This is a genomic window from Endozoicomonas sp. ALB115 (assembly GCF_049310245.1).
Lineage (GTDB): Bacteria > Pseudomonadota > Gammaproteobacteria > Pseudomonadales > Endozoicomonadaceae > Endozoicomonas.
The window spans coordinates 1-23,636 of the sequence record NZ_JBLYZG010000070.1; the positions used below are offsets into that span (position 1 = coordinate 1).

The 23,636-nt window shown below is 52.3% G+C and carries 25 protein-coding genes; 20 read left to right on the forward strand and 5 right to left on the reverse strand.

What is annotated here, in order from left to right; genetic code table 11:
* The 3 genes from tnpA to flgA all read right to left on the reverse strand — a co-directional run.
* On the reverse strand, nt 1-160 hold a 160-nt coding region (gene tnpA / locus ACO6VE_RS20920; RefSeq protein ID WP_422463264.1), incomplete at its 3' end, for an IS66 family insertion sequence element accessory protein TnpA.
* Nucleotides 161-419: 259 nt separating this feature from the next.
* Entirely contained in the window at nt 420-833 is a 414-nt protein-coding gene (locus tag ACO6VE_RS20925) for a hypothetical protein (protein ID WP_422447960.1), read from the reverse strand.
* Complete coding sequence (flgA, locus tag ACO6VE_RS20930) at nt 833-1,495, reverse strand: flagellar basal body P-ring formation chaperone FlgA (RefSeq protein WP_422447145.1); 663 nt, start codon at nt 1,493-1,495, stop codon at nt 833-835. The genes ACO6VE_RS20925 and flgA overlap by 1 nt, the downstream gene beginning before the upstream one ends.
* Nucleotides 1,496-1,741: 246 nt before the next feature.
* Between flgA and ACO6VE_RS20935 the strand changes: the two genes are divergently transcribed.
* The 19 genes from ACO6VE_RS20935 (at nt 1,742) to ACO6VE_RS21025 (ending at nt 19,887) form a co-directional block, all read left to right on the forward strand.
* Nucleotides 1,742-2,137, forward strand: a complete 396-nt coding sequence (locus tag ACO6VE_RS20935; RefSeq protein ID WP_422447147.1) for a flagellar basal body rod protein FlgB — start codon at nt 1,742-1,744, stop codon at nt 2,135-2,137.
* 269 nt (nt 2,138-2,406) lie between these two features.
* A complete protein-coding gene (gene flgC / locus ACO6VE_RS20940) occupies nt 2,407-2,841 on the forward strand; it encodes a flagellar basal body rod protein FlgC (protein ID WP_422447149.1) in 435 nt (144 codons plus the stop codon).
* A 400-nt stretch (nt 2,842-3,241) separates the two neighbouring features.
* Nucleotides 3,242-3,931 (forward strand): flagellar hook assembly protein FlgD, encoded by a 690-nt coding sequence (locus tag ACO6VE_RS20945; RefSeq protein ID WP_422463237.1) that lies wholly within the window; start codon nt 3,242-3,244, stop codon nt 3,929-3,931.
* Between the two features lie 38 nt (nt 3,932-3,969).
* Nucleotides 3,970-5,175, forward strand: coding sequence for a flagellar hook protein FlgE (locus ACO6VE_RS20950; RefSeq protein ID WP_422463239.1), 1,206 nt, complete (start codon nt 3,970-3,972; stop codon nt 5,173-5,175).
* 31 nt (nt 5,176-5,206) lie between these two features.
* Nucleotides 5,207-5,932, forward strand: coding sequence for a flagellar hook-basal body complex protein (locus ACO6VE_RS20955; RefSeq protein WP_422463240.1), 726 nt, complete (start codon nt 5,207-5,209; stop codon nt 5,930-5,932).
* A 13-nt stretch (nt 5,933-5,945) separates the two neighbouring features.
* Complete coding sequence (gene flgG / locus ACO6VE_RS20960) at nt 5,946-6,728, forward strand: flagellar basal-body rod protein FlgG (protein WP_422447157.1); 783 nt, start codon at nt 5,946-5,948, stop codon at nt 6,726-6,728.
* A gap of 25 nt (nt 6,729-6,753) precedes the next feature.
* Nucleotides 6,754-7,452 carry a flagellar basal body L-ring protein FlgH gene (locus ACO6VE_RS20965; RefSeq protein ID WP_422447159.1) on the forward strand — a complete coding sequence of 233 codons (699 nt, stop codon included), beginning with the start codon at nt 6,754-6,756 and terminating at the stop codon, nt 7,450-7,452.
* Entirely contained in the window at nt 7,449-8,657 is a 1,209-nt protein-coding gene (locus tag ACO6VE_RS20970) for a flagellar basal body P-ring protein FlgI (protein ID WP_422447161.1), read from the forward strand. The genes ACO6VE_RS20965 and ACO6VE_RS20970 overlap by 4 nt, the downstream gene beginning before the upstream one ends.
* A 186-nt stretch (nt 8,658-8,843) precedes the next feature.
* Nucleotides 8,844-9,137 carry a hypothetical protein gene (locus ACO6VE_RS20975; protein ID WP_422447163.1) on the forward strand — a complete coding sequence of 98 codons (294 nt, stop codon included), beginning with the start codon at nt 8,844-8,846 and terminating at the stop codon, nt 9,135-9,137.
* Nucleotides 9,128-10,786, forward strand: a complete 1,659-nt coding sequence (flgK, locus tag ACO6VE_RS20980) for a flagellar hook-associated protein FlgK (RefSeq protein WP_422463242.1) — start codon at nt 9,128-9,130, stop codon at nt 10,784-10,786. Before ACO6VE_RS20975 ends, flgK begins: the two co-directional genes overlap by 10 nt.
* A 5-nt stretch (nt 10,787-10,791) precedes the next feature.
* Complete coding sequence (locus ACO6VE_RS20985) at nt 10,792-11,718, forward strand: hypothetical protein (protein ID WP_422463244.1); 927 nt, start codon at nt 10,792-10,794, stop codon at nt 11,716-11,718.
* 9 nt (nt 11,719-11,727) lie between these two features.
* Nucleotides 11,728-13,221: a flagellin gene (locus ACO6VE_RS20990; protein WP_422463246.1), complete on the forward strand. Its 1,494-nt coding sequence runs from the start codon at nt 11,728-11,730 to the stop codon at nt 13,219-13,221.
* Nucleotides 13,222-13,229: 8 nt separating this feature from the next.
* Nucleotides 13,230-14,576 (forward strand): flagellar filament capping protein FliD, encoded by a 1,347-nt coding sequence (fliD, locus tag ACO6VE_RS20995; protein ID WP_422463248.1) that lies wholly within the window; start codon nt 13,230-13,232, stop codon nt 14,574-14,576.
* A 42-nt stretch (nt 14,577-14,618) separates the two neighbouring features.
* Nucleotides 14,619-15,038: a flagellar export chaperone FliS gene (fliS, locus tag ACO6VE_RS21000; RefSeq protein WP_422463250.1), complete on the forward strand. Its 420-nt coding sequence runs from the start codon at nt 14,619-14,621 to the stop codon at nt 15,036-15,038.
* A gap of 444 nt (nt 15,039-15,482) precedes the next feature.
* Nucleotides 15,483-16,598, forward strand: coding sequence for a hypothetical protein (locus ACO6VE_RS21005; protein WP_422463252.1), 1,116 nt, complete (start codon nt 15,483-15,485; stop codon nt 16,596-16,598).
* A gap of 36 nt (nt 16,599-16,634) precedes the next feature.
* Nucleotides 16,635-17,156: a flagellar basal body-associated FliL family protein gene (locus ACO6VE_RS21010; RefSeq protein WP_422447177.1), complete on the forward strand. Its 522-nt coding sequence runs from the start codon at nt 16,635-16,637 to the stop codon at nt 17,154-17,156.
* Between the two features lie 139 nt (nt 17,157-17,295).
* Nucleotides 17,296-18,165, forward strand: a complete 870-nt coding sequence (motA, locus tag ACO6VE_RS21015) for a flagellar motor stator protein MotA (RefSeq protein WP_422447179.1) — start codon at nt 17,296-17,298, stop codon at nt 18,163-18,165.
* Complete coding sequence (locus tag ACO6VE_RS21020; protein ID WP_422463254.1) at nt 18,165-19,118, forward strand: flagellar motor protein MotB; 954 nt, start codon at nt 18,165-18,167, stop codon at nt 19,116-19,118. The genes motA and ACO6VE_RS21020 overlap by 1 nt, the downstream gene beginning before the upstream one ends.
* A gap of 103 nt (nt 19,119-19,221) precedes the next feature.
* Nucleotides 19,222-19,887, forward strand: coding sequence for a pseudouridine synthase (locus ACO6VE_RS21025; RefSeq protein ID WP_422463256.1), 666 nt, complete (start codon nt 19,222-19,224; stop codon nt 19,885-19,887).
* Nucleotides 19,888-20,181: 294 nt separating this feature from the next.
* Here the strand turns inward: ACO6VE_RS21025 and ACO6VE_RS21030 are convergent, their stop codons facing one another.
* Nucleotides 20,182-21,771: an ABC-F family ATPase gene (locus ACO6VE_RS21030; RefSeq protein WP_422463258.1), complete on the reverse strand. Its 1,590-nt coding sequence runs from the start codon at nt 21,769-21,771 to the stop codon at nt 20,182-20,184.
* 72 nt (nt 21,772-21,843) lie between these two features.
* Between ACO6VE_RS21030 and ACO6VE_RS21035 the strand changes: the two genes are divergently transcribed.
* Nucleotides 21,844-22,287, forward strand: a complete 444-nt coding sequence (locus ACO6VE_RS21035; RefSeq protein ID WP_422463260.1) for a recombinase family protein — start codon at nt 21,844-21,846, stop codon at nt 22,285-22,287.
* A gap of 117 nt (nt 22,288-22,404) precedes the next feature.
* Here ACO6VE_RS21035 and ACO6VE_RS21040 read toward each other — a convergent pair whose 3' ends face one another.
* A complete protein-coding gene (locus ACO6VE_RS21040; protein ID WP_422463262.1) occupies nt 22,405-23,532 on the reverse strand; it encodes an IS1182 family transposase in 1,128 nt (375 codons plus the stop codon).
* Nucleotides 23,533-23,636 lie beyond the last annotated feature (104 nt).

Consider the following 23,636-nt stretch of genomic DNA (forward strand, 5'->3'; position numbering starts at 1 on the left):
TGCCTTCACACAGCTTCTTTTTCCAATAACCAGGCTGTGATGTTCTGACGCCGTTTTGTCGGCACCAGGCTTTTTGGCTAAGCCCGGAGTCGTGCCAGGCTTCGATCCGTTGCAGCCATTGTTCTTTAGTGGTTTCTGGGGTGGTCATCGGAGCCTCCATGTAATCAGAGGCTTTATGATCCACGATCAAATCTCAGCGGGGTAGGACGTGGGTTATTTTGGCGGTTACGTTCCGGGAAGGACGTTACAAAAGCCAGGCGCTGCTCAACGAAGCGGCTCTGCTTATGGCCTATGTCAATTTAAACCCTGTTCGAGCCAAATGGTGAAATCGCCAGAGACCTCTGAATACACTTTTATCAGCAAAAGAACGAAATATTTGATTGTTGTGGCTTTAAAATCTTTTGGTATTCTTTTTTATTTTACAATTTGCACAAAGTATTACGACTGGACTGATATCTGACAGTCGCATTTTTACCGTAGGATAAGGGCGGCCCACGGAGCAACTCTATAAATGCATTGCAATAATCGGCCAGTCTCGCCAGTTGATGGCTATTACTCTGTTGCAGTGCCCGGCACGACCGGATCAATCGCTCTGTTTCAAGCACCTGAGGACTGTCACTTGTTATTTTATCCTGACGTGATGCTAATAAGATGGGTTCTAACTGCTGGCAAATATCAGCACATTGCCCTGATAAGTGCACCACTGACTCAATATTTTTTCGGGTTATTTCCCGGGCCTGAAGGCTCAACAGCCTCTCCAGATTTTGCAGTAACTGATAAGGTTGCGAACTCTCTTTTTGGCCCCCATCGTCTTGAGACTCATCATTGGACATTATGACCGCCTCTCCCCTTCAACCGGGCGTACCTCACCTTCATTGATCACCCGGCATTTGAACGGTCTGCCATTTTCTTTCTGAACCAGGATAATATCGCCGACATGGCCGCTTTCCATGGCGACACCGGTGGTAGTTAATTCGATATTTTCTGATTGAACAACAATGGTTAAATGCTGCCCCCGACGGATAGCAGTGGCCCTTTTTACCATATCGGTGGTAATCACAGTGCCGGCGCTAATCTTTCGGGTAGCGATGTATCCGGAAGGATTATCCTGAAATACATTCGGTTTCAGGGAACTCAAACGGACTTTTGATGTTTTCAGCCTCGGCTGTCCTGGCCCCGACAATGCTGGCCCCGACAACGCCTCGCCCCGGTTAAGATCCCTGTCGGCAAGCAATACCGATACGTCAAAATCCACTCTGACCGCCAGCCGTTGTTTCCAGCGGTGTTCCGGGAAGGTGCCGAGATGATCAGGACAGCTGATCAATAATGGCAGTTTACCGTTCTGAGCCATGGCAGAGAAGCGGATATCCGGTGTTTCCGGACAGTCTGGCAATTGCTGCCAGCGTTCTTTATGCAACAAAACCACCCGGGGATTACGGCCGTTAAAGCGTTTAGCCAATAAGCGCGAATGCTCACAGAGTTGACTGATGACCACCCCCTGAACCCTTTGATCAGTGCTCTTATCTGATTGATCTGACTGCGGGCTGGTATCCGTACATGACACTGTATGGGCGTTTGCAATATTGGGAATATTGAGTAAGCACAGACACAGGGAAAAAACAAAACGACGACTGATTGATAGCTCCCTGACGAGAATAAAATATGTGACAAATAAATACATTTTTTACGACAACGTACTACTCTTTACACACGACTTAATATAGACGAATAGATAGCCTGTATGTTGATTTCATTTGAGTCGGCCATGGGTATACACCCAAGAGTTGCACAGCTCAGAAGCTCTCAGATTGCCATCCAGTCAGGCAATATTTTTAATATTGAAACACCACAATACCGGGCACTTGAAGCTAACCTGAACTTTTACCATTTGGCTTATGGTTTATCTCAGGATTTGTCGGTCTCAGACAAACGGCATATCACCCCAAATCAACTGGCGGATGTTGAGTTATCCATTGCCTTTAAAAATTCAGGCGGTATTGCCTCGGAAAATGGTAACGATGTATCTCTGGCACTGGAGCAGGCAAAACTTGCACAGTCGATGGCCGGGTACAATATCAGCATATCGTTAATCCGGGAGCGTCTGAGCATGCTTGATAAGGTGATCAGCGGTCGCTAGTGTATGGTTTCAATGAGTTTGACGGGTTGACGTGCCTCCGTAATCCGTTCGTCCTGAGCCTGTCGAAGGACCCATAGGGCCTAAAGGCGGAAACTCCGGACTCTGATAGATTGTGCCAAGCACCCTTCGTCCGTGCATCCTGAGCGGGGTCGAAGGGCGCTCAGGGTGAACGGAGATTGTACACATCAAACCCATTGAAACCATGTACTACTGGAAGGCTGACCGAGAATAGACGTCATAAATTGTTAATTCGATGAAGTGAGTACCCCATGAGTCTGCAGTTGGTTCAGGCTATGTCTGGTTACGCCATGGTCGCCCAGGCGACCCGTATGACACTGGTGGCCGAGGCGCTCTCTTACAATGAGGTTGCAGCAGCGTCTGCTGCTGAGGTGATGCGGCCGGGGCGAGCGTTACTTCAGGCCAGAACCGTAGATGCTGGCTCCGCTGCCAGAGAGAATATTCCGGCGTTTACCGTTGAAGTAGCGGGTATTATCAAAGATAAGTCACCTCCCCAGGTGCGCTATCAACCGGGCCATCCTCTGGCTAATGCTAACGGTGAAGTGTTTTACCCGAATATCAGCACGATTGAAGAAATGGCAACCATGATTTCGGCAGCCCGGTCTTTTGATGCGGCTGTCTCGGTGTTCACCAGCGCCCGTCAAATGCAGGGCCAGGCACTGGAGCTGATCGGTGTTCATAGCTAGTACGTCATTTCAATGAGCTTGATGTGCACAATCTCCGTTCACCCTGAGCGGAGTCGAAGGGTGATTGGCACAGTCTTTATTCAGGGCATGGAGTTTACGCCTTTAGGCCCTATGGGTCCTTCGACTCCGCTCAGGACGAACGGAGTTTGGGTGCCATTGATAGAGGGAACCCATCAATTACATTGAAACCGTGTACTAGTGCAGATAAAGCACTTATACCCATACAGCCCCCCCACGCTCTGCGAGGGAGTCCGGAGGGATATGAACAGCCGAGGAACCGTGAGAGATGTGCTGTGTATGTATAACAGTGCCTGGTCTGGTGGGATTTGCGTTAAAAGAAGGAAGGCTATTTCGAGACAGTCCCCTGCCGTCGAAATCGATATGACATGTGGGTATCACTATGATTTCATCCATTCAACATGAACTAGCCTCCACTCCGAATGGTAGCGCATCGTCGTCTTCCTCCGACAGTTCCAGTGCCTTGAGTAAAAACTTTATGACGTTGTTGATTACTCAACTTAAGCACCAGAACCCGCTTGAACCGATGGAAAGCGGTGATCTGCTGAATCAGCTGGCGGCCATGACTTCCGTATCAGAGTTAAGAGATATCCACGCCGGTATCAGCCGGTTGAGCAATCAGTTTGCAACGGCCCAACTGTCCAGCGCTACGGCACTGCTGGGTCAGGAGGTCGCTATTGATGCCGGGCAATTTTCATTCAATGGCGATGGGGCTAAATTATCCCTGTCCTTTCCTTCCCCCGGTGCAGGGCAGGTGTTGCATTTTTTGCTCACCGACCACAATGGCGTACAGGTAAAAGAAGCCCATTACCAGGGGCGTCGTAATGAGTCACCAGGCGCTCCGATAAAGAGAAATCTGGAGCAACTGTTTGGCTCGCTGCCCCATGGTCAGTATTGGCTGAAAAGCACCATAGATGGTCACGATAACAGTGAGCCGGGCATAGTTCCTGTGCAACTGGTCAGTAAAGCAAACAGTATTGTTTTCAACAGCTCTGATCAGGCACCGCAGATCAGGCTTGAGGCAATGGAGCCAGTGGCACTGTCCAGCATTCATTCCGTGACCCGGCCATAAGCTTGACGGTTGTTGTCTAATCGGAGAGGTAAGCGTCTATGTCAATCAGTATCACGGGCATGAATGCTGCCCGAAGTCAGCTGGATATAGCCAGCCAGAACCTGACCAATTCGGAAACGAATGGTTATAAGTCGTTTCGGGCGATTCTTGGTGATGTCTATGCCCAGGCAGGAACCACATCGGTGGATATGTCCGGGGTCACGCTGCTGGGAACCCAACAGGCGTTTTCCCAGGGACAGCTGACGCAATCGGGTAATGCCTTTGATCTGGGTATTGATGGTAAGGGCTTTTTTGTTCTTGGTAATAGTGGTGAGCAGCTCTTCAGCCGGGCAGGCCTGTTTAATCAGGATAAGGAGCATTATCTGGTGAACCCCAGTGGTTATCGCCTCCGGGGCTTTGGTGTCAACAATCAGGGTGCGGTTGATACCTCAAAACTGGTTGACTTGCAGGTCAGTCAGGCTGACCGGCCAGGCAAAGCAACCACTAAAGCATCAGCTATCATTAACCTCAATGCCAGTGAACCGGTGATTAATCGTACGACGGTTGCCCTTAACCCGTCAGACCCAAGGACATTCAGCTGGTACGGAGCATTGAATATTTTCGATAGCCTTGGCGAACAACATACGCTGGGTAGCTATTTCACCAAAACCGAGACCAGTCAGTGGCTGCTTGAATTTCAGGTGGATGGGCAGTCCCTCAAACAGACAGAAAACCTGACATTCAACAGCTCAGGCCTGTTGACGACACCCGCCGATGCGCAGTTTTCACTGACACCACCGGAGCTGCCCTCAGGTGCCGTTCTCCAGCCCCTGGCCATGGACTTTTCCGGCATCACCCAGTTCGCAATCGATTCGGCATTTCGTCCCCAGGTGGTTGACGGGCAAATGGCGGGCAGCCTTAACCAGGTCAGTTTTGCCGAAAACGGTTTTCTGCAGGGTAGCTACAGCAATGGTGAGCAATACCTGCTTGGTCAGGTGGCACTGGCTACCTTTCCCAATGATAACGGGTTAGTGGTTAATGGGAATAATACATGGATGTCGTCTATGGTATCCGGCACTCCGCTCTTTAGTCCATCGGGCCTTAATGGCGCGGGCCTTATCAGGGCGGGGTTTGTTGAACAGTCCAATGTGGATCTGGCCAGCGGGTTGTCGGATGTCATTCTCGCCCAGCGCAACTTCCAGGTAAGCGCCAAGGCATTCCAGGCAGAAGATCTCCTGTCACAAACGCTGATCAATCTGACCTGACGGGCACCTGGCCATGTTTTCCGGAATGCAGATGACTACCGCCAGTGCCGAACGCATCTGGCAAAGCCTGTCCGTGTTTGCGGGTAATTTATCCGGTCAGTCGGTGCCCGGTTACCGGGGCGACTTGGTATTTGCCCAAAAACTGGCACAGACACAGACGGCGATGGTCCAACAACGGGCTCCCGCATTTTCCCTTCAGGCTGCCACCAATTTTACCAGCGGCTCTCTGAGACCCACAGGGCGCCAGCTGGATGTCGCCATCGACGGTGCCGGATGGTTAGTGGTGCAAGATGCCAGCGGCAAGGCAGGGCTGACCCGAAACGGTTTGCTCAGTCTGACCGCAACGGGTGAGGTGTTGACCGGCAATGGTGCCCGCGTCATGGGACAGACGGGGCCGTTGACCATTCCTGCATTCAGTCAGCTGACCATTGGCAGTGAGGGTTCTGTCAGTGTCATTCCTGCCGGTAGTCAGGACGTTGAAGAGGTGGGGCGTATCCGCTTTGCCAATCCCCCCGTGGCCAACCTGATTCGGAGCCCGGATGGCCTGTTCAGGCTGGTGGATGGCAGTGCGCCAGTCCCTGATCCACGGGTCAAGATGGTTAGCGGGGCGCTTGAAGAGAGCAATGTTGACCTGATGGCGGAGTACCTGAATGTGGTGGAAACCGGAAAAACCATGGATCTCCATGTTCGTATGTTATCAGCCTTTGATCAGATGGCAGGGCGAGGCAATGAATTGCTGAACCTGTCCCGTCGTTAATGAGAGCGCCACTATGAATAGTCTGTGGATAAACCAGGGCGGCCTGACCCTGCAGGATGCCAGAATGATGGCTGCTTCCCAGAACCTCAGTAATATCAGCACCTATGGCTATAAAAAAGAACGGGTGGTGGCTGCGGATCAGTTTTATACCACCCTGAAACAGGCCGGAGCAATGGCCAACAGTGGGGATGAACTGCCCAGCGGCCTGCAGGTGGGTACGGGTGCCAGAATCACCGCCACCCAGAAAATATTTACTAATGGCAATGTCCAGAATACCGGTAATGCGCTGGATCTGGCTATTGTCGGCGATGGCTTTGTGCAGGTTCAGTTACCTTCCGGAGAGATGGCTTATACCCGTAACGGACAGTTGCAGCTCAATGCCGAAGGTGAAATCGTGATGGCCACCGGCCAGCCGATAGAGCCGGTGATCACCATCCCGATGGAAGCCCGGAACATCACCATTGGTCAGGATGGCACGGTATCCGTTGCCATGCCCGGCAGCCCGGAAGCTCAGGTTCTGGGGCAGATCTCTCTGGTTAATTTCATCAATCCCATGGGGCTGCAGTCCATCGGCGATAACTTCTATCTGGAAACCGCTGCCAGCGGTTCCCCTGTGGAAGGCGTTCCCGGCACCAATGGTCTTGGTGAAATCCGGCAGTTTTCCCTTGAGGCCTCCAATGTGGATGTGGTGGAAGAGCTGGTCAATCTGATCATGATTCAGCGGGCTTATGAAATGCAGGCCAGGGCCATCGATGTGGCCAGTAATTCCCAGGAATATCTGGTGAAAAGCAGTTAGGAACAATTCAAACCGGATGCACCCTATGGGCAAAACAGTTACATCGATGTTTATTTGGCTGATCGCTGTGCTGGTGATCGGGTTGCCGGGCTGTCAGGTGGTATTGCCACACAACCAGCCCCTGAATAATGCCGACGATGAAGACACTGAACCCGTGCTTACCCGTGCCCCGGAGCCCCCTCCGGCACCGGCACCGGGCAGTCTTTATACATATGCCACCAGTATGCGCCTGTTTGATGATCTGAAAGCCTATCGCCCCGGCGATATTCTGACCGTGATGCTGCAGGAAAAGACCTTCTCCAGTAAAAAGGCCAATACCAGCCTGGACAAAAATGCCAGTGCCACCATAGCGCCCCCCACGGTATTCGGGAACAAATACTCGAGACTGGACACACAACTCAGCAGCAAACGGAACTTTGGCGGCAAAGGATCGACCTCTCAGCAAAACCATTTAACCGGCTCGGTGACCGTGGTCGTGCAAAAAGTGCTGCCCAGTGGGGCGCTGTTGGTTAAGGGCAGCAAAATGGTCCGGCTGAATCAGGGTGATGAAGTCATCTTTGTCAGTGGTGTGGTGCGCCCTGAAGACGTTACCCAGGACAACAAGGTCTCCTCGCTGCGTTTGGCCCATGCAAAAATCAGTTATACCGGCCGGGGCGACCTGGCCCAGGCCAACACCCAGGGCTGGCTCACCCGTATTCTGAACAGCAGCTGGTTTCCATTTTGAGATCAGGGGACGGCCCGGTAATAGCCTGCCCTGCGGCGGTGGCGGCCGCTGGAGTTGTAAATGGAGCTGAAAAAATCGGTTTTATTCGGGCGCTACTGTCGGACAGCCTTCTGGCCGGGCTGTTACTGGCGGCGACTGTTGTTTTTCCGCCACCCTGCCAGGCCTTACGTTTGGTGGATCTGGTTGATATAGAAGGTGTGCGCAAAAACCAGCTGATCGGCTATGGCCTGGTGGTTGGTTTGCAGGGTACTGGCGACCAGACCCGTCAAACCGTTTTTACCAGTCAGTCCATGGTCAACATGCTGCGCCAGTTTGGTATTCAGTTACCCCCGGGGAGTGATCCGCGGATGAAGAATGTTGCTGCCGTCAGTATCAGTGCCAACCTGCCCACCTTTGCCCGCCCGGGAACCACGCTTGATGTGATGGTTTCCTCGATTGGTGACGCCAAAAGTCTCCGTGGCGGTGTGCTTCTGGCGTCACCATTACGGGGTATTGATGGCCAGGTCTACGCCCTGGCCCAGGGTTCAGTGATTGTTGGCGGAGTGTCTGCCCAGGGCGCTACCGGCACCCAGATCAGTATCAATACAACGACGGTCGGACGCATTCCGGGAGGTGCGACCATTGAACAGTCGATCATTCCTCCGGAAGTAACGCCTGGTGTCGTACGATTAAATCTCAGGGAGCAGAATTACAGCCAAAGCCGTTTACTGGTCAAGGCTATCAATGATCACTTTGGCAGTCATATTGCCCGGGGAGTGGATGGCAGCCAGATTGAAGTCACGGTACCCGAGGGACGGAATAACCGGGTGACGTTTCTGTCCATGCTGGAGACTCTGGATGTTCCCCAGGGCGTCACCCCGGCCCGCGTCGTGATCAATTCCCGTACCGGAACCATCGTTATTGGTGCCGATGTCCGCATTCGCCCGGTAGCCGTGAGCAATGGTTCCACCACCGTGAAAGTCATGGAGCGTCCCAGCGTGATACAGCCCAACCCATTTTCCCTTGGGACCACACAAATCGAGGAGCAAAGCACCGTCGACATCATACAAAAAACCGGTGGCATGTTTATTGTCCCTGCCACCACCAGCCTGTCCGATATTGTTAATGTGGTGAACAGTGCCGGACTGACGCCCAATGAACTGATCTCAATTCTCCAGGCTATTCAGGAAGCCGGGGCCATGGAGGGTGAGCTGGTTATTATGTGAGGAATTGCCCCGGAATAATTTGTACATTTCTGAGTTTCAAAACCACGTTCGTCCTGAGCCTGTCGAAGGGCGTGAACTCCGGCCTCATGTATTGTGCCTGTCACCCTTCGACAAGCTCAGGATGAACGGAGATCGAGTTCAAAATGTCGAAATTATTTCGGGACAATTCCCAATCGGAGATTTGCCATGGTTATCACGCCTCTATTCCACCCCACCCACCCTGCCCTCCCCCTTGATGCGGGGGCCAGCAGGCCGGTCACCGGCAGCAATCGTGATTGCGAAGCATCATCCAACGACTTTATGCGGGTGTTGCTGGGGGAAGTGACCCGTCATCTGCAGAAAACCTCAGGATTGTTTTCCGGCAAAGAGCACAACGGCACGGCATCGCTGTTTCAGAATGAACTTGCCGGAGCGTTGCTGGCACAGTGTCTGGCAGAGGGGCTGGCGGAAAAACTGTCCGGTGACCAGCCATGGCGGTGAACCATATCGGGCTTAGCGGGGTGAACGCTGCGGATATTTTGTTAAATAATACCGGCCATAACATTGCCAATGCCGCAACCCCCGGGTTTAGCCGACGAAAGCCCGTGTTGATTACCCAACAGAGCCACTGGGGCGGTTTGCAGAATCAACTGGGTGGCGTCAGGGTACTTTATCTGATGCGGGTATCGAACGACTATCTTAATGACCAGGTGTTTCGCGCCAGTGCCAGCCAGTCAATGGCAGACAGCTTTGCCATACCCATGGTGCAGCTTGATCAGTTGCTTGGCCGGGAAGACACCGGGTTAACCCAGGTGCTCAATGGCTTTATCGGTAACCTGCAACGGCTGGAAACGCGCCCGGAGTCTCTACCCTTGCGCCAGCAATGGCTGGGCAGTGCCGGACAACTGGTGGACCGTTTTCATACCCTGGGTCAGCAGCTGCAGGTCATCTCGCAACAACGGACCAGCCAGATCAGCAATGTGATCACCGAGGCCAATCGGCTGGGCGCGGCCATTGCTGATCTTAATAAACAGATCATCGAAGGCAATAGCTCCAATCATAAAATCAGCGATGGCAACTGTGCGGACCTGCTGGACCAGCGGGACAATCTGATTAATCAGCTGTCTGAACAGGTATCGGTGGAGGTTTATCGCAACAGCAATAATGCCGTTAACCTGGTGATTCCATCCAGCCAGGGGGCGATTCCCCTGATCATTGGCACGCAGTATTTTGACCTCAGTATCAACCCGGACGCTGCTGACCCAATGAACCCCGATGTGATGGTCAATATCCCAGGCGTCGCTGTTCCGGTCACACCGCAGCAGGGCCGGTTGGCAGGGCTGCAAAAGCTCCATCGGGATGGGCTGATGCCCGTCATCAATCAGCTGGGGCGGATGGCGCTGGTGCTGGCCTCGGAAGTGAACTCTCAGCTGGAGCTGGGTGTTGATCTGGCCGGTGATAAAGGTAAGCCACTGTTTCAGGATATCAACTCGACATCGGCCATGCAGCAGCGGGTCCTGTCGGCAACGGTTGCGGGGACGGAGGCATTGACCGTTGCAATCGGCGATATTTCCCGGCTGGTGCCATCGGAATACCAGCTGGTATTTACGGCTTCTGATCAATGTCGTGTAACCAGACTGTCGGACGGGCAATCATTCAGTGGCAGCCTGACGGCAGCGACGCCTTTTACCATTGATGGCCTTACCATTCAACTGACAGGAACACCAGCTATCAATGATCAGTTCCTGCTGACGCCCTGGCGCCATGAAGCTACACAACTCAACATTGTCCTTAACGCCCCTGAGCAGCTGGCGTTTGCCGCACAAGGCTCAGGCCCCGGCGACAACCGGAATCTGCTGGCTCTGCTTGGCTGTTTAAACGGTGATTCTGCGAGCTCTCCTGATGTACTGGAAGCTAATATTTTGCTTCAGTCGTCTGTTGCCAACCAGACGGCTTCCGCTGTACGACAACAGAAAACCAGTCAGAGTTTATGTCAGGCTGCGGTTGCCGAGAGGGAGGGGCTCAGTGGTATTAATCTGGATGAAGAAGCGGCTAACCTGCTGCGATTCCAGCAGTTCTACCAGGCCAATGCACGCCTGTTACGAACCAGTCAGATGATTATTGATGAATTGCTGGCAGTTTGTCGGTGAGATCGATGCGGATAAGTACAGCACAACAGCAGGCCATGGTTTTACAGGATCTGCAGAACATCAGTCAGCACCAGCTGGAAGGCTGGAACCAGGTGGCCACGGGCAAACAGATAACCCAACCAGCCAGGGCACCGGGCAGCTGGACGCACCTGCAGAGTGTGCACCGGGAGATCAGCCAGACGAACCATTACCTGGATTCCATTACTGCCCTGACCTCCCAGCTGCAACTGGAAGATACCCTGCTGCAGAGTTATACCGGCTACCTGCAGGATATCCGGGCGCTGGTGCTGCAGGCCAACAACCCCGGGCTGGCAGCGGTGGACCTGGCCACCCTCGGGCAGCAGGTTGTGCAGTGGCGAAACGCCATTATCGGGCTGTTAAACAGCCGTGATGCCGAAGGTTATTACCTGTTTTCCGGCTCCCGGACCAGTACACCGCCGGTGACTGTTGCAACCGCCAGTGATGGTAGTGAGTCGTTTACTTTTAATAAAAATAACGACATCCGGCAAATAACAGTCGCTTCCGATATAACAATGTCGTCTACGGACAGTGCTGACTCTTTGTGCTTTACTGTGAACGACGGTGGATCAGGTTTTAATGTAATCCTTATGCTCGGTCAGATAGCGCAGACACTTCAGGCTCCACCCGCCAGCCTGTCAACGCTGCTTGCCGGTTACCTGGTACAGCTTGATCAGGCACAGAATCAGGCTGGCAGCATTCATGCCGCCCTGGGAACCCGAATGAAAGCACTGGACGGTATTCGCAGTGACCTTCACGAGGCCAGATTGTACTTTCAGGAACAGGCGGGTCAGCTGGGTGATCTGGATTATGTCAGTGCCATCAGCCATCTGAATCAGCAGAAAGTACAGTATGAAGCCGCTCTTAAAGGGCTTTCTGAAGTAGCGAACCTGTCGTTATTTGATTATCTCTAGGAGGCTGTTATGGCCATCAGTATCAACACCAATATTCCATCAATGCAAGCCCAGATCAGTCTGGAGCGGGCCCAGAACGGTCTTGATACAGCGATGCAAAGGCTCTCGACCGGTTATCGCATCAACAGTGCCGCTGACGATGCCGCCGGGATGCAGATCAGTAACCGGATGAGTTCACAGATTAATGGCCTGAGTATGGCGGTGCGTAATGCCAATGACGGCATCTCTATTGCCCAGACGGCGGAAGGGGCCATGACGGAAACCGCGTCTCTGCTCCAGCGGATGCGGGACCTGGCAGTACAGTCCGCCAGTGACAGCAACAGCAGCGATGACCGGATTGCCCTGAACGGGGAGCTGAAACAGCTGGGGGCGGAACTGAACCGGATTGCCGAGTCCACCACCTTTGCCGGACAGAAGTTGCTGGATGGTTCGTTTGTTGACAAGAACATTCAGGTGGGTGCCTACGCCAATGAGATTATTACCGTCAATGTCAAGAGTGTCAGCGGTAAAGACATTGGTATCATGAAGGGGGCAACGCTTACATTTTCTGGCATGGGTCTGCCGGGGACAACCGCCATTGCAGCACAGAGCCTGACGGTCGGGGTTGATGGCAATGAAAGCAATATACCCATATTAACCACGGATACCGCCCAATCCATTGCCCGAAAGGTAACAAGCGCGGTATCCGATTTAAGTGGACAGGCAAAGACAGGGGCAGAAGTGGTGTTGACAGCTACTGACTGGGAAAGTGGCGATACCATTACCCTGAACGTGAATGACACTCCTTACGCATCGACGAGTGCTTCTACTACTTTTCAAGCCGCCTTACAAGAACTGAAGGGAAAGCTGGATTCTTCACCGTATGATGTAACGATTGCGTCGAGCGGCAACCGTAAAATAACGTTGGTTGATTCCACTGGTCAGAATATGAAACTGGAGGCAACTGCTGCAGATGCAGACCATAGTTCATCCGGAAAGAAAACGCTTGTCTTCAATGCCACAGCCCAGCCACTCGATTATGCAGGTGGTACGACTGGGACAGCAAAGTCAATTACGTCAGGAGCGTTGAAAGTCGTGGGTGATATTAAGTGGGTCGGCTCGGATAAAAACGCCACCTATACCATGCAAAGCGATGGTAATTTAGGGACTGGGCTCGCCACTGCCACAAAGACACCGCTGGCTGGTAGTATGCCGGTAGATTCCATCGATATCACCACTTATGCTGGTGCACAGCAAGCCATCAAAATCCTTGATCACGCAATAGCCGACGTGGATTCCAACCGGGGCACCCTGGGTGCCATTCAAAACCGCTTCCAGCACACCATATACAACCTTCAGAACGTTCGGGAGAATATGATGGGCTCCCGAAGCCGGATTAAAGATACCGACTATGCCAGCGAGATGTCCAAATTGACCCGGGATCAGGTGCTGAAACAAGCCAGTATGTCCGGCCTGAACCGGGCCAACACCATGCAGCAGGAAGTCCTGGCTCTGTTACAGTGAATCATTGAATGAATACGGTTGCGCCACTGCCGGGCAGTTTTGATCTGGGGACTGTGGTGGATGCTGTGGTCAATGCCGACATGGCACCCTCGGAAAATGCCCTGAAACGGCGGGAAAATCAGCTTTCCCGGGAGCAGGATCTGATGGTGTCGGTCTATCAGGCGGTCAGCAACCTGCAGCACTCCGCCCGGGCGCTGGTTCAGGAAGCCAGCCTCAACAGTCACCATGTGAATGGCAATGGCCACGGTCTTGGCCGCTGGGTTGCGGTTTCCAGTGAGTCCGACCGGGTTGGCGTCAGCGTCAGGGGGCGTCCTGATCCCGGCAGTTATCAGCTGTCGGTCCATCAGCTGGCCTCACCGCAAATTATGACCAGCCCGCCGTTTGCCAGAGATACCGCCTTTAAAGACGCCGGTACGCTGGATCTCGCCCTTAATGGTGGGCACTGGACGGTTAATATTGTTGCCAACAGTACCCTGGCCACCATCGCCAGATCCATTCAGCTGAGTACTCAGGGGAAAGTCCGGGCAACGGTCATTAACGGCAAGGCGGGGCAACAGCTGCTGCTGACCGGGGCAGAAAAAGGGGCTGATCTTCGTATGACGCTCAGTGGCACCGGAACCGGTGCCTACCTGGCGGATATTATGTCTGAACAGGTGGCTCCGGCTGACGCACTGGTCAGTATCAACGGCGTAACCCTTTCTCTGCCCGGCAATGTTAACCAGCCGGCCATTAACGGGCTGAGCCTGACCCTGAAACAGGCGGACCCTGACCGGCAGTTATATATTGAGGTCAGTCAGGATGTTGAAGCACTGGTCAGCGCAATGTCGGAATTTGTCAATCACTGCAATAACCTGCTGCAAGCCAGTGACCCCAGGGACAACCAGGGCCTCCAGATCGATGCAGGCACCCCCGCCTCCCTGAGGGGAATCAGCAGTCAGTTGCGTAAACTGGTTAACGCCACGTCTGCAGATACCGGGTTAAGCAGCTCAGAGCAGATCACCAGTTTACTGGATCTTGGGGTCAGTACTGAGCGCAACGGTTTATGGTCTCTGGATGAAGCCTGGTTTCGCCACCAGCTGAATGCCATGCCCTACCCGGTCCTGCAGTTTCTGTCGGACCGGGAAAAGCCGGTGCTGGCACTGGCGCAGAAAATGGACACGCTGTTATCGGGCAGTGGCCCTTTAATATCGAGGATCAGTTATCTGTCACGGGATTTGCAACGGCTGGCGTCAGACCAGTATGCACTGGATATGAGACGACAATTGCTTCATCAGCGCACCAATCAGCAGTTTTTAAATATGGAGCAAACGGTACAGCGCATGAACCGGAACCTGGCCTATGTTGAAACTATTTGACCTGCTTGACCTGACTTTCACCAACGACAATAAGGGGCGATTATGAAGTCTCCAGCCACTGAATACACCCGTCATCAGTACGGGCACCTGGCCCGAAAAGAGAGTATTTTCCAGCAGACCGCCCTGCTGTACCAATTATTCCTGGACGACCTGGACCGCTGCCACGGCCATATCAACAGTGGTGACAGTGCCGCCCGCGGAGAGCGGATTCATCACGCCCTCTCTATTTTGATGGTTTTAAGAAACCAGGCCCTTGCCATGGTTGACAATCAGCAAGGTCAGCCGCCGTCGGCCAATGAACTTACCGCCCGGCTGCTTGAATTATATGACCACTGCCTTGCATGCCTGACATCCGTGATCGCTGATAATGATACTGCCTCCCTGAATACCGCCTGGTCTATGATCGATACCGTTAAAGGTGCCTGGGATGAGTTGGCCATACAGCAAGGGGCAGATGACTGAGACTTGTTAAGACTGGAGCCTGTCTTTTTCGGGCAGCGGGTGGCGGGAAGCGGGCAGCGCTTACTGAAATGTCGAAGTTATTAACAGCCATAAGCAGAAAGTTCGGTTCCCCTGTCCATATCATGGGATGAACAGGGCGATGAAAGAGCCCGCCTGTTTATCGTAAACAGAGAGCCATCTTTTATGAATATTGAGACAGTTGGCACAGAGACTGACCGTGTGATCGACGCACTTCGGAACACTCCTGAAATAACTTCCACATTTCCGCTGCTATCCAGCCAGGAAAGAACTTTGCCACGGAGACACGGAGGCACGGAGGAAAAGATTTTTTCTGTTCTCCGTGCCTCCGTGTCTCCGTGGCAAGAAGTTATTCAGGGACAATTCCTTCCAGCCTCGTATTCCCGGGAGGCGATAACCGGGCAGCTGTCTGTACAGAACGGGTTGGTGCAGAACGGACTGCCGGAGGAAGATGAGTTTCAGGCAATTCTGCAGCAGATGATCGAACCTCTGGGACCGATAAATCCTGAGGGGGCTTCGAATCCGTCTTTACATTCTGATTTACCATCGACTATCTACACCAACACAACGGATTTCGGGGAAGACATACAGGCAGTTGAGTGGGCCACGAACACAGATGCAAAAGTTCCAGCGGTTCACCCTCACCCCGAATTGACGTTAAATTTACAACACTTGTCGTCTGATCAGCTGGCCCGGAGGCCAGACTCGGTAGAGATGAGGCCAGTTAAGCCTGACCATCCGGGAGAAGAGGCTTCCGGCCAGGCTGTGTTACCTGACGTTCAGCAAACCATGGAGATTGGCTCACTGCGTCAGTCTGCACAGCTTTCTATGGTAGCCACACAAAAGCGAACACTGTCGAATCAGGAGGCCTTAGCCCCAGAGCCAACCCTGGAGCCGCCCGCCGATCAGGAAAATCAGACAACGACACAGCCAGCAATAGCTGATGTATCAGATACACCGCTAAAAGGGTTAGAACCTGCCAGCGTCCGCCAGTCATTGCTTGAAAATCAATCGTCCGCAATTCAACCCAAGGGATTGACGGTAACAGCCCCGGTGCAAAACTGTTTGATGCTTGGCGGGGATCGTTATGCCCGGGCCGTTGCCGAGCTTCCCGGACTGGGTGCGGTGCAGGTGGTGATGACTCGCCATAACAGCGAGGTCACCGTGAATCTGCAAGCCAGCCAGCAGTCTCTGCCAACCCTTGAAAGCTGTTCCTCTACACTGCACCAGCTGGTCAGCGACAGCATTCAGCAGATGCACATTCCCGGTAATTCAGTCAATAATTCAGTCAATAAAGAGCCCGGTGGTTCTTCAGCAACGGAGCCTGGACTGAAAATAGCACTCTCATTAACCACTCCTGATCATTCCGGGTCAGACCGGGGAAGGCAGTATCCGTTGGCCGAAGAGTTGGCAGGAATGTCATATTTTTCTGGCACAGACGTAGATCTTTTGGCTTTAGCACCCCAAACCTCACAAGCGTATCGGTCACCCATTGCGTTATCGCGGTACGCTGGTGTGGCACTTATTGATCTGCATATTTAGCCATTGTTTAGCAGTGCTTATGAACACGAAGAGAATATGAAGACTAACGACGATGACCGTACCATAAAGAGCAGTGCCTATGCTCAGTGGCCAGCAGTGCAGCTTGGCAGGGTTAATTTCATCGCTGTTATTCTGGCGGGGGTTGTCATGCTTGCTATTGCAGGTGGTGCAACGTATTGGTTTTTTTTCCGGGAGGATGACGACTCACTATCGCCAGTGCCCACTGCGGCTGCACCGAGACCTGCGCAATATCTGTCGTTTAAAGATATGATCGTCAATCTGGCTAATGATGAAACCTATGAACTCCATTATATGCAGTTATCCGTTTCTATCATGACCCGAAAAAGCAAATGCCTTGAACAAATGGAAATGAATCGACCGGTCATTCTCAATGCCATGCTTGACCAGCTGTCATCCTGGACATTCGAGGATGTGATGATTCCGGAAAATCGCGAGGAATTGCGGAAACAGCTTCTGACTACGGTTCGTCACAGGACGGGGCTATCACTGACTAAGGGGGTAGAGGATGTCTTCATCATTAATATGGTGATTCAGTAATTACACAACGAATTGTCCCGGAATAACTTCCTCTTTTTTGCCACGGAGACACGGAGGCACAGAGGAAAAGATTTTTTCTGTTCTCCGTGTCTCCGTGGCAAGGTTTTATCTTTAATATTAACAACGTACCGAGTTTTGCATGCTACTGAGAGTCGCTGGCTTTGCCATCCTGTTTCTGAGTGTTTTTGGCGGGTTTGTCATGGCCGGCGGCAAGCTGCTGGCACTGTGGCAACCCCCTGAGATTCTTATCATCCTCGGTGCCGCGATCGGTGCTTTTGTGATTTCCAACCCGGCCACTGTCCAGAGAATGACCCTCACTCATCTGAAATACGTGCTGATCAGAAATAAAGAGTTCGACAAAGCCTTCTTTATGGATTTGCTGGCCCTGCTGTTCCGCCTGATAGAAACCCGGCATCGAAAGGGCATGAACGCCATTGAAGACGATATTGAAACACCGGAAAGCAGTGAGCTGTTTCAGAGCTACCAGCGCATCATATCCCATCCACGACTGCTCTGTTTTATCACCGATAATTTACGGATTACCGGTATGGGCAGTATGCCCGGACATGCCTTTGAAGGTTTGATGGAAAGCGAGATAGAAACCCTGGAAGAGGATCTGAAACGACCGGCAAAAGCACTGAACACTATTGCTGATGCCTGCCCCGGCTTTGGTATTGTGGCTGCGGTGATGGGCATCGTGGTGACTATGGGTGCGATGGATGGGCCGGTAGAGCTGATCGGGGTCAAGGTAGCAGCAGCACTGGTGGGTACCTTTTTGGGTATATTGCTGTGCTACGGTATTTTTGGCCCCCTGGCCGCAGCGCTGGAAAGTACTGAGCAGAGTGAAATGCTGGCGTTTGAATGTGTCAAAATGACGTTGCTTGCCAGCCACTCAGGGCTGGCACCGATTACCGCCGTGGATTCAGGGCGGCGGCTGCTTTATAAAGAGTTACGCCCTACATTCCCGGAATTGGAGGATATGCTGCAATCCCTGAGGGCTAGCCATTAATGGCCAGGGCTCCAGATAGCAATCAGCCGATTGTGGTCCGTCGGGGGCGCACTGCCAACGGCAATGGGCACCATGGCGGCAGCTGGAAAGTGGCTTTTGCCGATTTTGCCATGGCCATGATGGCCCTGTTCCTGGTGCTCTGGCTGGTGGCCGCGACTACACCCGTGCAAAAGGAAGCCATTGCCACCTATTTTTCCAATCCGGGTCTTCTCAACCGTGTTAGCAGTAACTCGCCGGTGGAGATGCAGGGAGAGCGCTCGATATTACCGGGAATACAAGTGCAGATACGGCCAAAGCCCTCCGGCATGACGGGTATAGAGCTTGCCGGTCATAACACTGCCAGTGCCGAGGGCATCGCTGCCATTGTGCTCGGATTATCCAAACTGCCGAAAGAACGTGCCATCGAGGCAAAAGACATTGAGCTGCAGACCTGGCCCAGGATGATTCGTATGACACTGGTTCAGGATAAAGTCGGCCCCATGTTTCCACCGGGAAGCAAGCAGCTGGTGCCATTTTATGAAGATTTTCTAATCGCCCTGGCCCAGGTTTTGGCAAAACTGCCCTTCAAAATCATTATTACCGGGCACTCCGATGGCGTGATTGGTTCTGACCTTAAAAATTCGACAGAACCCAACCGGGTAAACTGGGAGCTTGCCGGACAACGGGCCGAAACGGTCAGGGAAGTGATTGTTTTTACCGGAGTACCGGAAGATCAGATACTGTTATTGGCAGCGATGGGAGCTAACCGGCCTATTCCTGGGCTGAGTCCGGATTCAGGATTAAACCGCCGGGTCGACTTGATGCTGGTTCCCCGAAAAGACGCCAAAGGGTTGAGTCGCAAGTTCCAACATAAATGGCATAAAGAAAAAGCATCCTCACCGGTGCCTTCATCGGATATGGAGAAAGCCGTTCAGCAGGCCAGGGATAACCGTTATCCGCAACCTTCAAAGTGAACAACTTTCACCGCTTCCAGTGCCTGCAGGAGCATGAGCGTTCAGAGCACCATCCGCATTATCCCCAGATGACTTACTCCGACTTTATCCCGATAATCGGCCCATGAATGATACTTTTATTGTCCCCTGCTGCAACGAGCCACTGTCGGAGCTTTACCGCGATGAGTGCATTGTTGTGGTGAATAAACCGGCAGGTCTGCTCAGTGTTCCCGGCAAGCCACCCAATCATAACGACAGCGCACTGTCACGGCTGCAGACCATCAACCCGCAAACCCGTGTCGTCCATCGGCTGGATATGTCCACCTCCGGCCTGATGGTCTTCGGACTGGATGCCGACAGCCATCGTACCTTAAGCCGTCAGTTTCAGGACCGTACCGTAGCCAAGGAATATATTGCCGATGTGTGGGGAAAACTTGCGCAGCCGGAAGGAAAAATAGAACTGCCTCTGCGCTGTGACTGGCCAAACCGCCCGAAACAGATGGTTGACCATGAACTGGGCAAACCATCACTGACCCACTTTCAAGTGATTGACAATCAGAGACCGGCATTTGACCGGGTATTGCTTAAACCGGTGACCGGTCGCTCCCATCAGTTAAGAGTTCACCTGGCTGAACTTGGCCACCCCATTCTGGGCTGTGAGTTCTATGCCCACCCAGCTGCCCGGCAGGCCAGTCAACGCCTGAACCTGCATGCCACAAGACTGGGCTTTACTCACCCTTTAACCGGGGAGCCAATGGTGTTTGTGTCGGAAGAGCCTTTCTCGGTTTAAGCCAGCTGTTCACGGTTTTATCCATTGAGGGTGTTTCTTTACTCGCTGGCCCATGACGTATCGGCCATGCGCGGGTCATCGATCCGCTGGCAAGTGTTTTTTTTAAGCTATCCTGTGTGCCAGAACCGACATCCCGGAGGCTTGTCATGTTGAACAAAAAAACGCTACGAATTGTTGGTGGATATCGGCGCTGACATAGATCGCAGCAAGCACACTTCGTCCGTGCATCCTGAGCGGAGCCGAAGGGCGCTCAGGGTGAGCGGAGAGTGCGCATCAAATGTCGGAATTATTTAATTATTCAATTCCCTGACTGCGCAGGTAATCATCATAAGAGCCGTGGAAGTCGACAATACCGGTATCCTTGATTTCGATAATCCGGGTAGCCAGCGATGAGACGAACTGACGGTCATGGGAGACAAAAATCAGGGTGCCTTTGTAGTTTTCCAGCGCCAGGTTCAGTGACTCGATGGACTCCATATCCATGTGGTTGGTTGGCTCATCCATCAGCAGAATATTGGGGCGTTGCTGGCTCAGCTTGCCAAACAGCATACGACCCTGCTCGCCACCGGAAATAACCCGTACGGATTTTTTCAGGTCGCTCTGGGAGAACAGCATCCGGCCCAGCACGCCACGAATCACCTGTTCATCGTCGCCTTCATTCATCCACTGGCTCATCCAGTCGAACAGGTTCATATCCATATCAAAGTCAGCACTGTGATTCTGGGCGTAGTAACCGATATTGGCATTTTCGGACCACTGGATAACACCGGTACGCGGTGCCATCTTGCCTGCCAGGGTATGCAGCAGGGTGGTTTTACCGACACCGTTCTGGCCAATGATGGCGATACGCTCACCCACTTCAACCATCAGGTTGACTTTGCTGAACAGATCTTCTTCATAGCCCTGGCTGAGCTTTTCCACCACCAGCGCATTACGGAACAGCTTCTTCTCCTGCTCAAAGCGGATAAACGGATTCTGGCGGCTGGAAGGTTTGATTTCTGTCAGTTGAATCTTATCGATCTGTTTGGCCCTGGAAGTCGCCTGTCGTGCTTTGGACGCGTTGGCAGAGAAGCGGCTGACAAAGGACTGTAACTCGGCAATCTGGGCTTTTTTGCGGGCATTATCGGCCTGCAGGCGCTCCCGGGCCGCAGTGGCTGCGGTCATATACTCATCGTAATTACCGGGCATCAACTGCAGCTTGCCGTAATCCAGGTCCGCCATGTGGGTACAGACACTGTTCAGGAAGTGACGGTCGTGAGAGATGATGATCATGGTGCAGTCACGCTGCTTCAGGATCTCTTCCAGCCAGCGGATCGCATTAATATCCAGGTTGTTGGTGGGTTCGTCCAGCAGCATAATTTCAGGGTCGGCAAACAGCACCTGAGCCAGCAGCACACGCAGCTTCCAGCCCGGCGCAACGGCACTCATCGGTCCGTAATGCTGTTCAATGGGAATACCCAGCCCCAGCAGCAGTTCTCCCGCACGGGCTTCTGCGGAGTAGCCATCCATCTCACCAAACTGAACTTCAAGGTCAGCAACCCGCATACCTTCTTCTTCGGTCATTTCAGCTTTGGCGTAAATAGCATCCCGTTCGGCTTTTACTTTCCACAGCTCGGCATGACCCATAATCACCGTATCGATCACCGTGTAGTTTTCATAGGCAAACTGATCCTGACTCAGTTTTGCCATACGTTCATGGGGGTCTTTACTGACAGTGCCGGATGTTGGCTCCAGCTCTCGACCCAGAATTTTCATGAACGTCGATTTACCACAACCGTTGGCACCAATGAGTCCATAACGGTTACCTTCGCCAAACTTGACGGATATATCCTCAAACAGGGGCTTGTCACCGAACTGCATGGTCACGTTAGAAGTTATCAGCATAACCTTTTGCTATCCTCTCTGGCGATCTGTCTGACCAGACCAACCACAATCATTAATAGGTAAACGGCAACTATGACACAACCTGCCCAGACAGGGCGAGCGAAGGTCGTGCCGCGCCTCTATAGTTATCAAAGGTGCTCCATGCTTTCCCAGATTGATGGTGATACAGTTCGCCGTCAAACTGCCGCCCGTGCATACGCTCAACAGGAAGGGCTTACCTTCTCCGACCAAACATTTTCTGATCTTGGTGTTTCCGGTTACAGGAATAAAAAACGGTCAGGGCTTGAGGCATTGCTCCACGCTATCAATACAGGTGAAATCAAAGCCGGTGATGTAATCTTTCTGGAACATACCGACCGACTCAGCCGGAAAGGCTTCGACGATACATATAGCCTCGTTCGGGAAATTGTCCAGACCGGAGTTTCCCTGTACGTTGATTCGGAGAAGCTCCTCCTCGACCGCAAAGCCCTTAATGATCTGGTATCGGTCATTCGTCTGGCAACGCTAGGAGCCTGACCGAGAACTAAGCAGGAAAGCAACCAGCAGAGCGACAAAAACTTAAATCGTTTAAAAAATAGTCGAAATTTTAGCTTAATTAGCTACTTTAAGCAGTTTTTAGGCTTGTTAAAGCCTTTATGCTGCTTCTTTAACCTTTTTTACATCGTCAAGACGGATTAATCCTGTCGTTGTCGCCTTCACAAATTTTTTGATGTTATGCGCTGTGCAAACCAGTGAAAACTCTGCTGCCACTTTCTCTTTTCCGCGAAGGCTGAATACTCGAAATCCCGAATTTTTGATCTGCCCAAACGGTGGCTCTGCAATAACTTTACGACGTTCGTAAACTGATTTGGCTTCGGTGCTTTCCATTTTCTTATTCATAGCCTGCCGTGCAGATTCAAACCGGTCGGTGCGAATAACCCGGCCAGGCTCTTTTTTTGAACCACTGCATCTCGAACGATATGGACACTCTCTGCACACCTCTTTGCTGGCTCGGTAGCTCTTTCTTTTAGCTTTGCTCAAGGGGTTCGCGATCAGCCTCTCATTGGCCGGACAAACAAACACATCGGCTTCAGCATCATAGGCAAAATCAGCTTTGACAAATTTCCGATCCGAGTTTTCAAGTGCTTCTTCCGCTGGTTTTTCACCTCTATCCGTTGCGATATAGCTATCGATGTTTCGCTGTTCCAGCGCATGCAGATTGGGTCCGGAAAAATAACCATTGTCCATGCTCATTTTATCCACCGTCGCGCCACCAGTTGTTTCGGACAGGACATTCAATGCAGGCTCCACTTCCTGGATATCATTAGCTTGCTGGCTAATGTGCTGACCAATGATAATCTGATGATCCCCGTCTACGCTGATCTGGGCATTGTAACTGTATTCGCAATACCCTTTTTTGCTCATGATTCGCGCATCATGGTCGGCAAAACTGATCTGCTTTTTGTCGTCAATCGGCTCATCAGGATTCAGAGCTTTTTCCCGTTTTTCCAGTGCTTCTTTTGCCGCTTTTATCTTTTTCAGGCGCTCCTGTTTGAACTGTAAGTCCTCGGGAATGCTGTAACCATTGGCCTCTTTGTAAGTGTCGTCTTCCTGTTGGTCGGACAGGCTGGCTTTTTTAATCAGTTCATCAATTTCGGCACTGAGTTCAGCTTCTCTGCTTTTGAGCCTGCCGTAGCTCATTGCCTTATGCTTTGAGCTGCTGGCTTTGAACTTTGATCCATCCAGGCTGATATGGCCCAGCGACGCCATGCGCAACTCCATTGCCAGCTTAACGGACAGCTATGTTGCGTTTAAGGGTTGAAGTGAAGAAATTCTAAAATTTTGTTGCCCAGTCGATCAGATGTTAGAGCATTGATGCCAGTTAA

Bases quoted from the DNA above. Each gene is read 5' to 3' on its own strand.
- ACO6VE_RS20925 (WP_422447960.1), bottom strand. From the start codon at position 833: ATGTCCAATGATGAGTCTCAAGACGATGGGGGCCAAAAAGAGAGTTCG.
- ACO6VE_RS20935 (WP_422447147.1), top strand. From the start codon at position 1,742: ATGTTGATTTCATTTGAGTCGGCCATGGGTATACACCCAAGAGTTGCA.
- flgC (WP_422447149.1), top strand. From the start codon at position 2,407: ATGAGTCTGCAGTTGGTTCAGGCTATGTCTGGTTACGCCATGGTCGCC.
- ACO6VE_RS20945 (WP_422463237.1), top strand. From the start codon at position 3,242: ATGATTTCATCCATTCAACATGAACTAGCCTCCACTCCGAATGGTAGC.
- ACO6VE_RS20950 (WP_422463239.1), top strand. From the start codon at position 3,970: ATGTCAATCAGTATCACGGGCATGAATGCTGCCCGAAGTCAGCTGGAT.
- ACO6VE_RS20955 (WP_422463240.1), top strand. From the start codon at position 5,207: ATGACTACCGCCAGTGCCGAACGCATCTGGCAAAGCCTGTCCGTGTTT.
- flgG (WP_422447157.1), top strand. From the start codon at position 5,946: ATGAATAGTCTGTGGATAAACCAGGGCGGCCTGACCCTGCAGGATGCC.
- ACO6VE_RS20965 (WP_422447159.1), top strand. From the start codon at position 6,754: ATGGGCAAAACAGTTACATCGATGTTTATTTGGCTGATCGCTGTGCTG.
- ACO6VE_RS20975 (WP_422447163.1), top strand. From the start codon at position 8,844: ATGGTTATCACGCCTCTATTCCACCCCACCCACCCTGCCCTCCCCCTT.
- flgK (WP_422463242.1), top strand. From the start codon at position 9,128: ATGGCGGTGAACCATATCGGGCTTAGCGGGGTGAACGCTGCGGATATT.
- ACO6VE_RS20985 (WP_422463244.1), top strand. From the start codon at position 10,792: ATGCGGATAAGTACAGCACAACAGCAGGCCATGGTTTTACAGGATCTG.
- ACO6VE_RS20990 (WP_422463246.1), top strand. From the start codon at position 11,728: ATGGCCATCAGTATCAACACCAATATTCCATCAATGCAAGCCCAGATC.
- fliD (WP_422463248.1), top strand. From the start codon at position 13,230: ATGAATACGGTTGCGCCACTGCCGGGCAGTTTTGATCTGGGGACTGTG.
- fliS (WP_422463250.1), top strand. From the start codon at position 14,619: ATGAAGTCTCCAGCCACTGAATACACCCGTCATCAGTACGGGCACCTG.
- ACO6VE_RS21010 (WP_422447177.1), top strand. From the start codon at position 16,635: ATGAAGACTAACGACGATGACCGTACCATAAAGAGCAGTGCCTATGCT.
- motA (WP_422447179.1), top strand. From the start codon at position 17,296: ATGCTACTGAGAGTCGCTGGCTTTGCCATCCTGTTTCTGAGTGTTTTT.
- ACO6VE_RS21020 (WP_422463254.1), top strand. From the start codon at position 18,165: ATGGCCAGGGCTCCAGATAGCAATCAGCCGATTGTGGTCCGTCGGGGG.
- ACO6VE_RS21025 (WP_422463256.1), top strand. From the start codon at position 19,222: ATGAATGATACTTTTATTGTCCCCTGCTGCAACGAGCCACTGTCGGAG.
- ACO6VE_RS21030 (WP_422463258.1), bottom strand. From the start codon at position 21,771: ATGCTGATAACTTCTAACGTGACCATGCAGTTCGGTGACAAGCCCCTG.
- ACO6VE_RS21035 (WP_422463260.1), top strand. From the start codon at position 21,844: ATGACACAACCTGCCCAGACAGGGCGAGCGAAGGTCGTGCCGCGCCTC.
- ACO6VE_RS21040 (WP_422463262.1), bottom strand. From the start codon at position 23,532: ATGGAGTTGCGCATGGCGTCGCTGGGCCATATCAGCCTGGATGGATCA.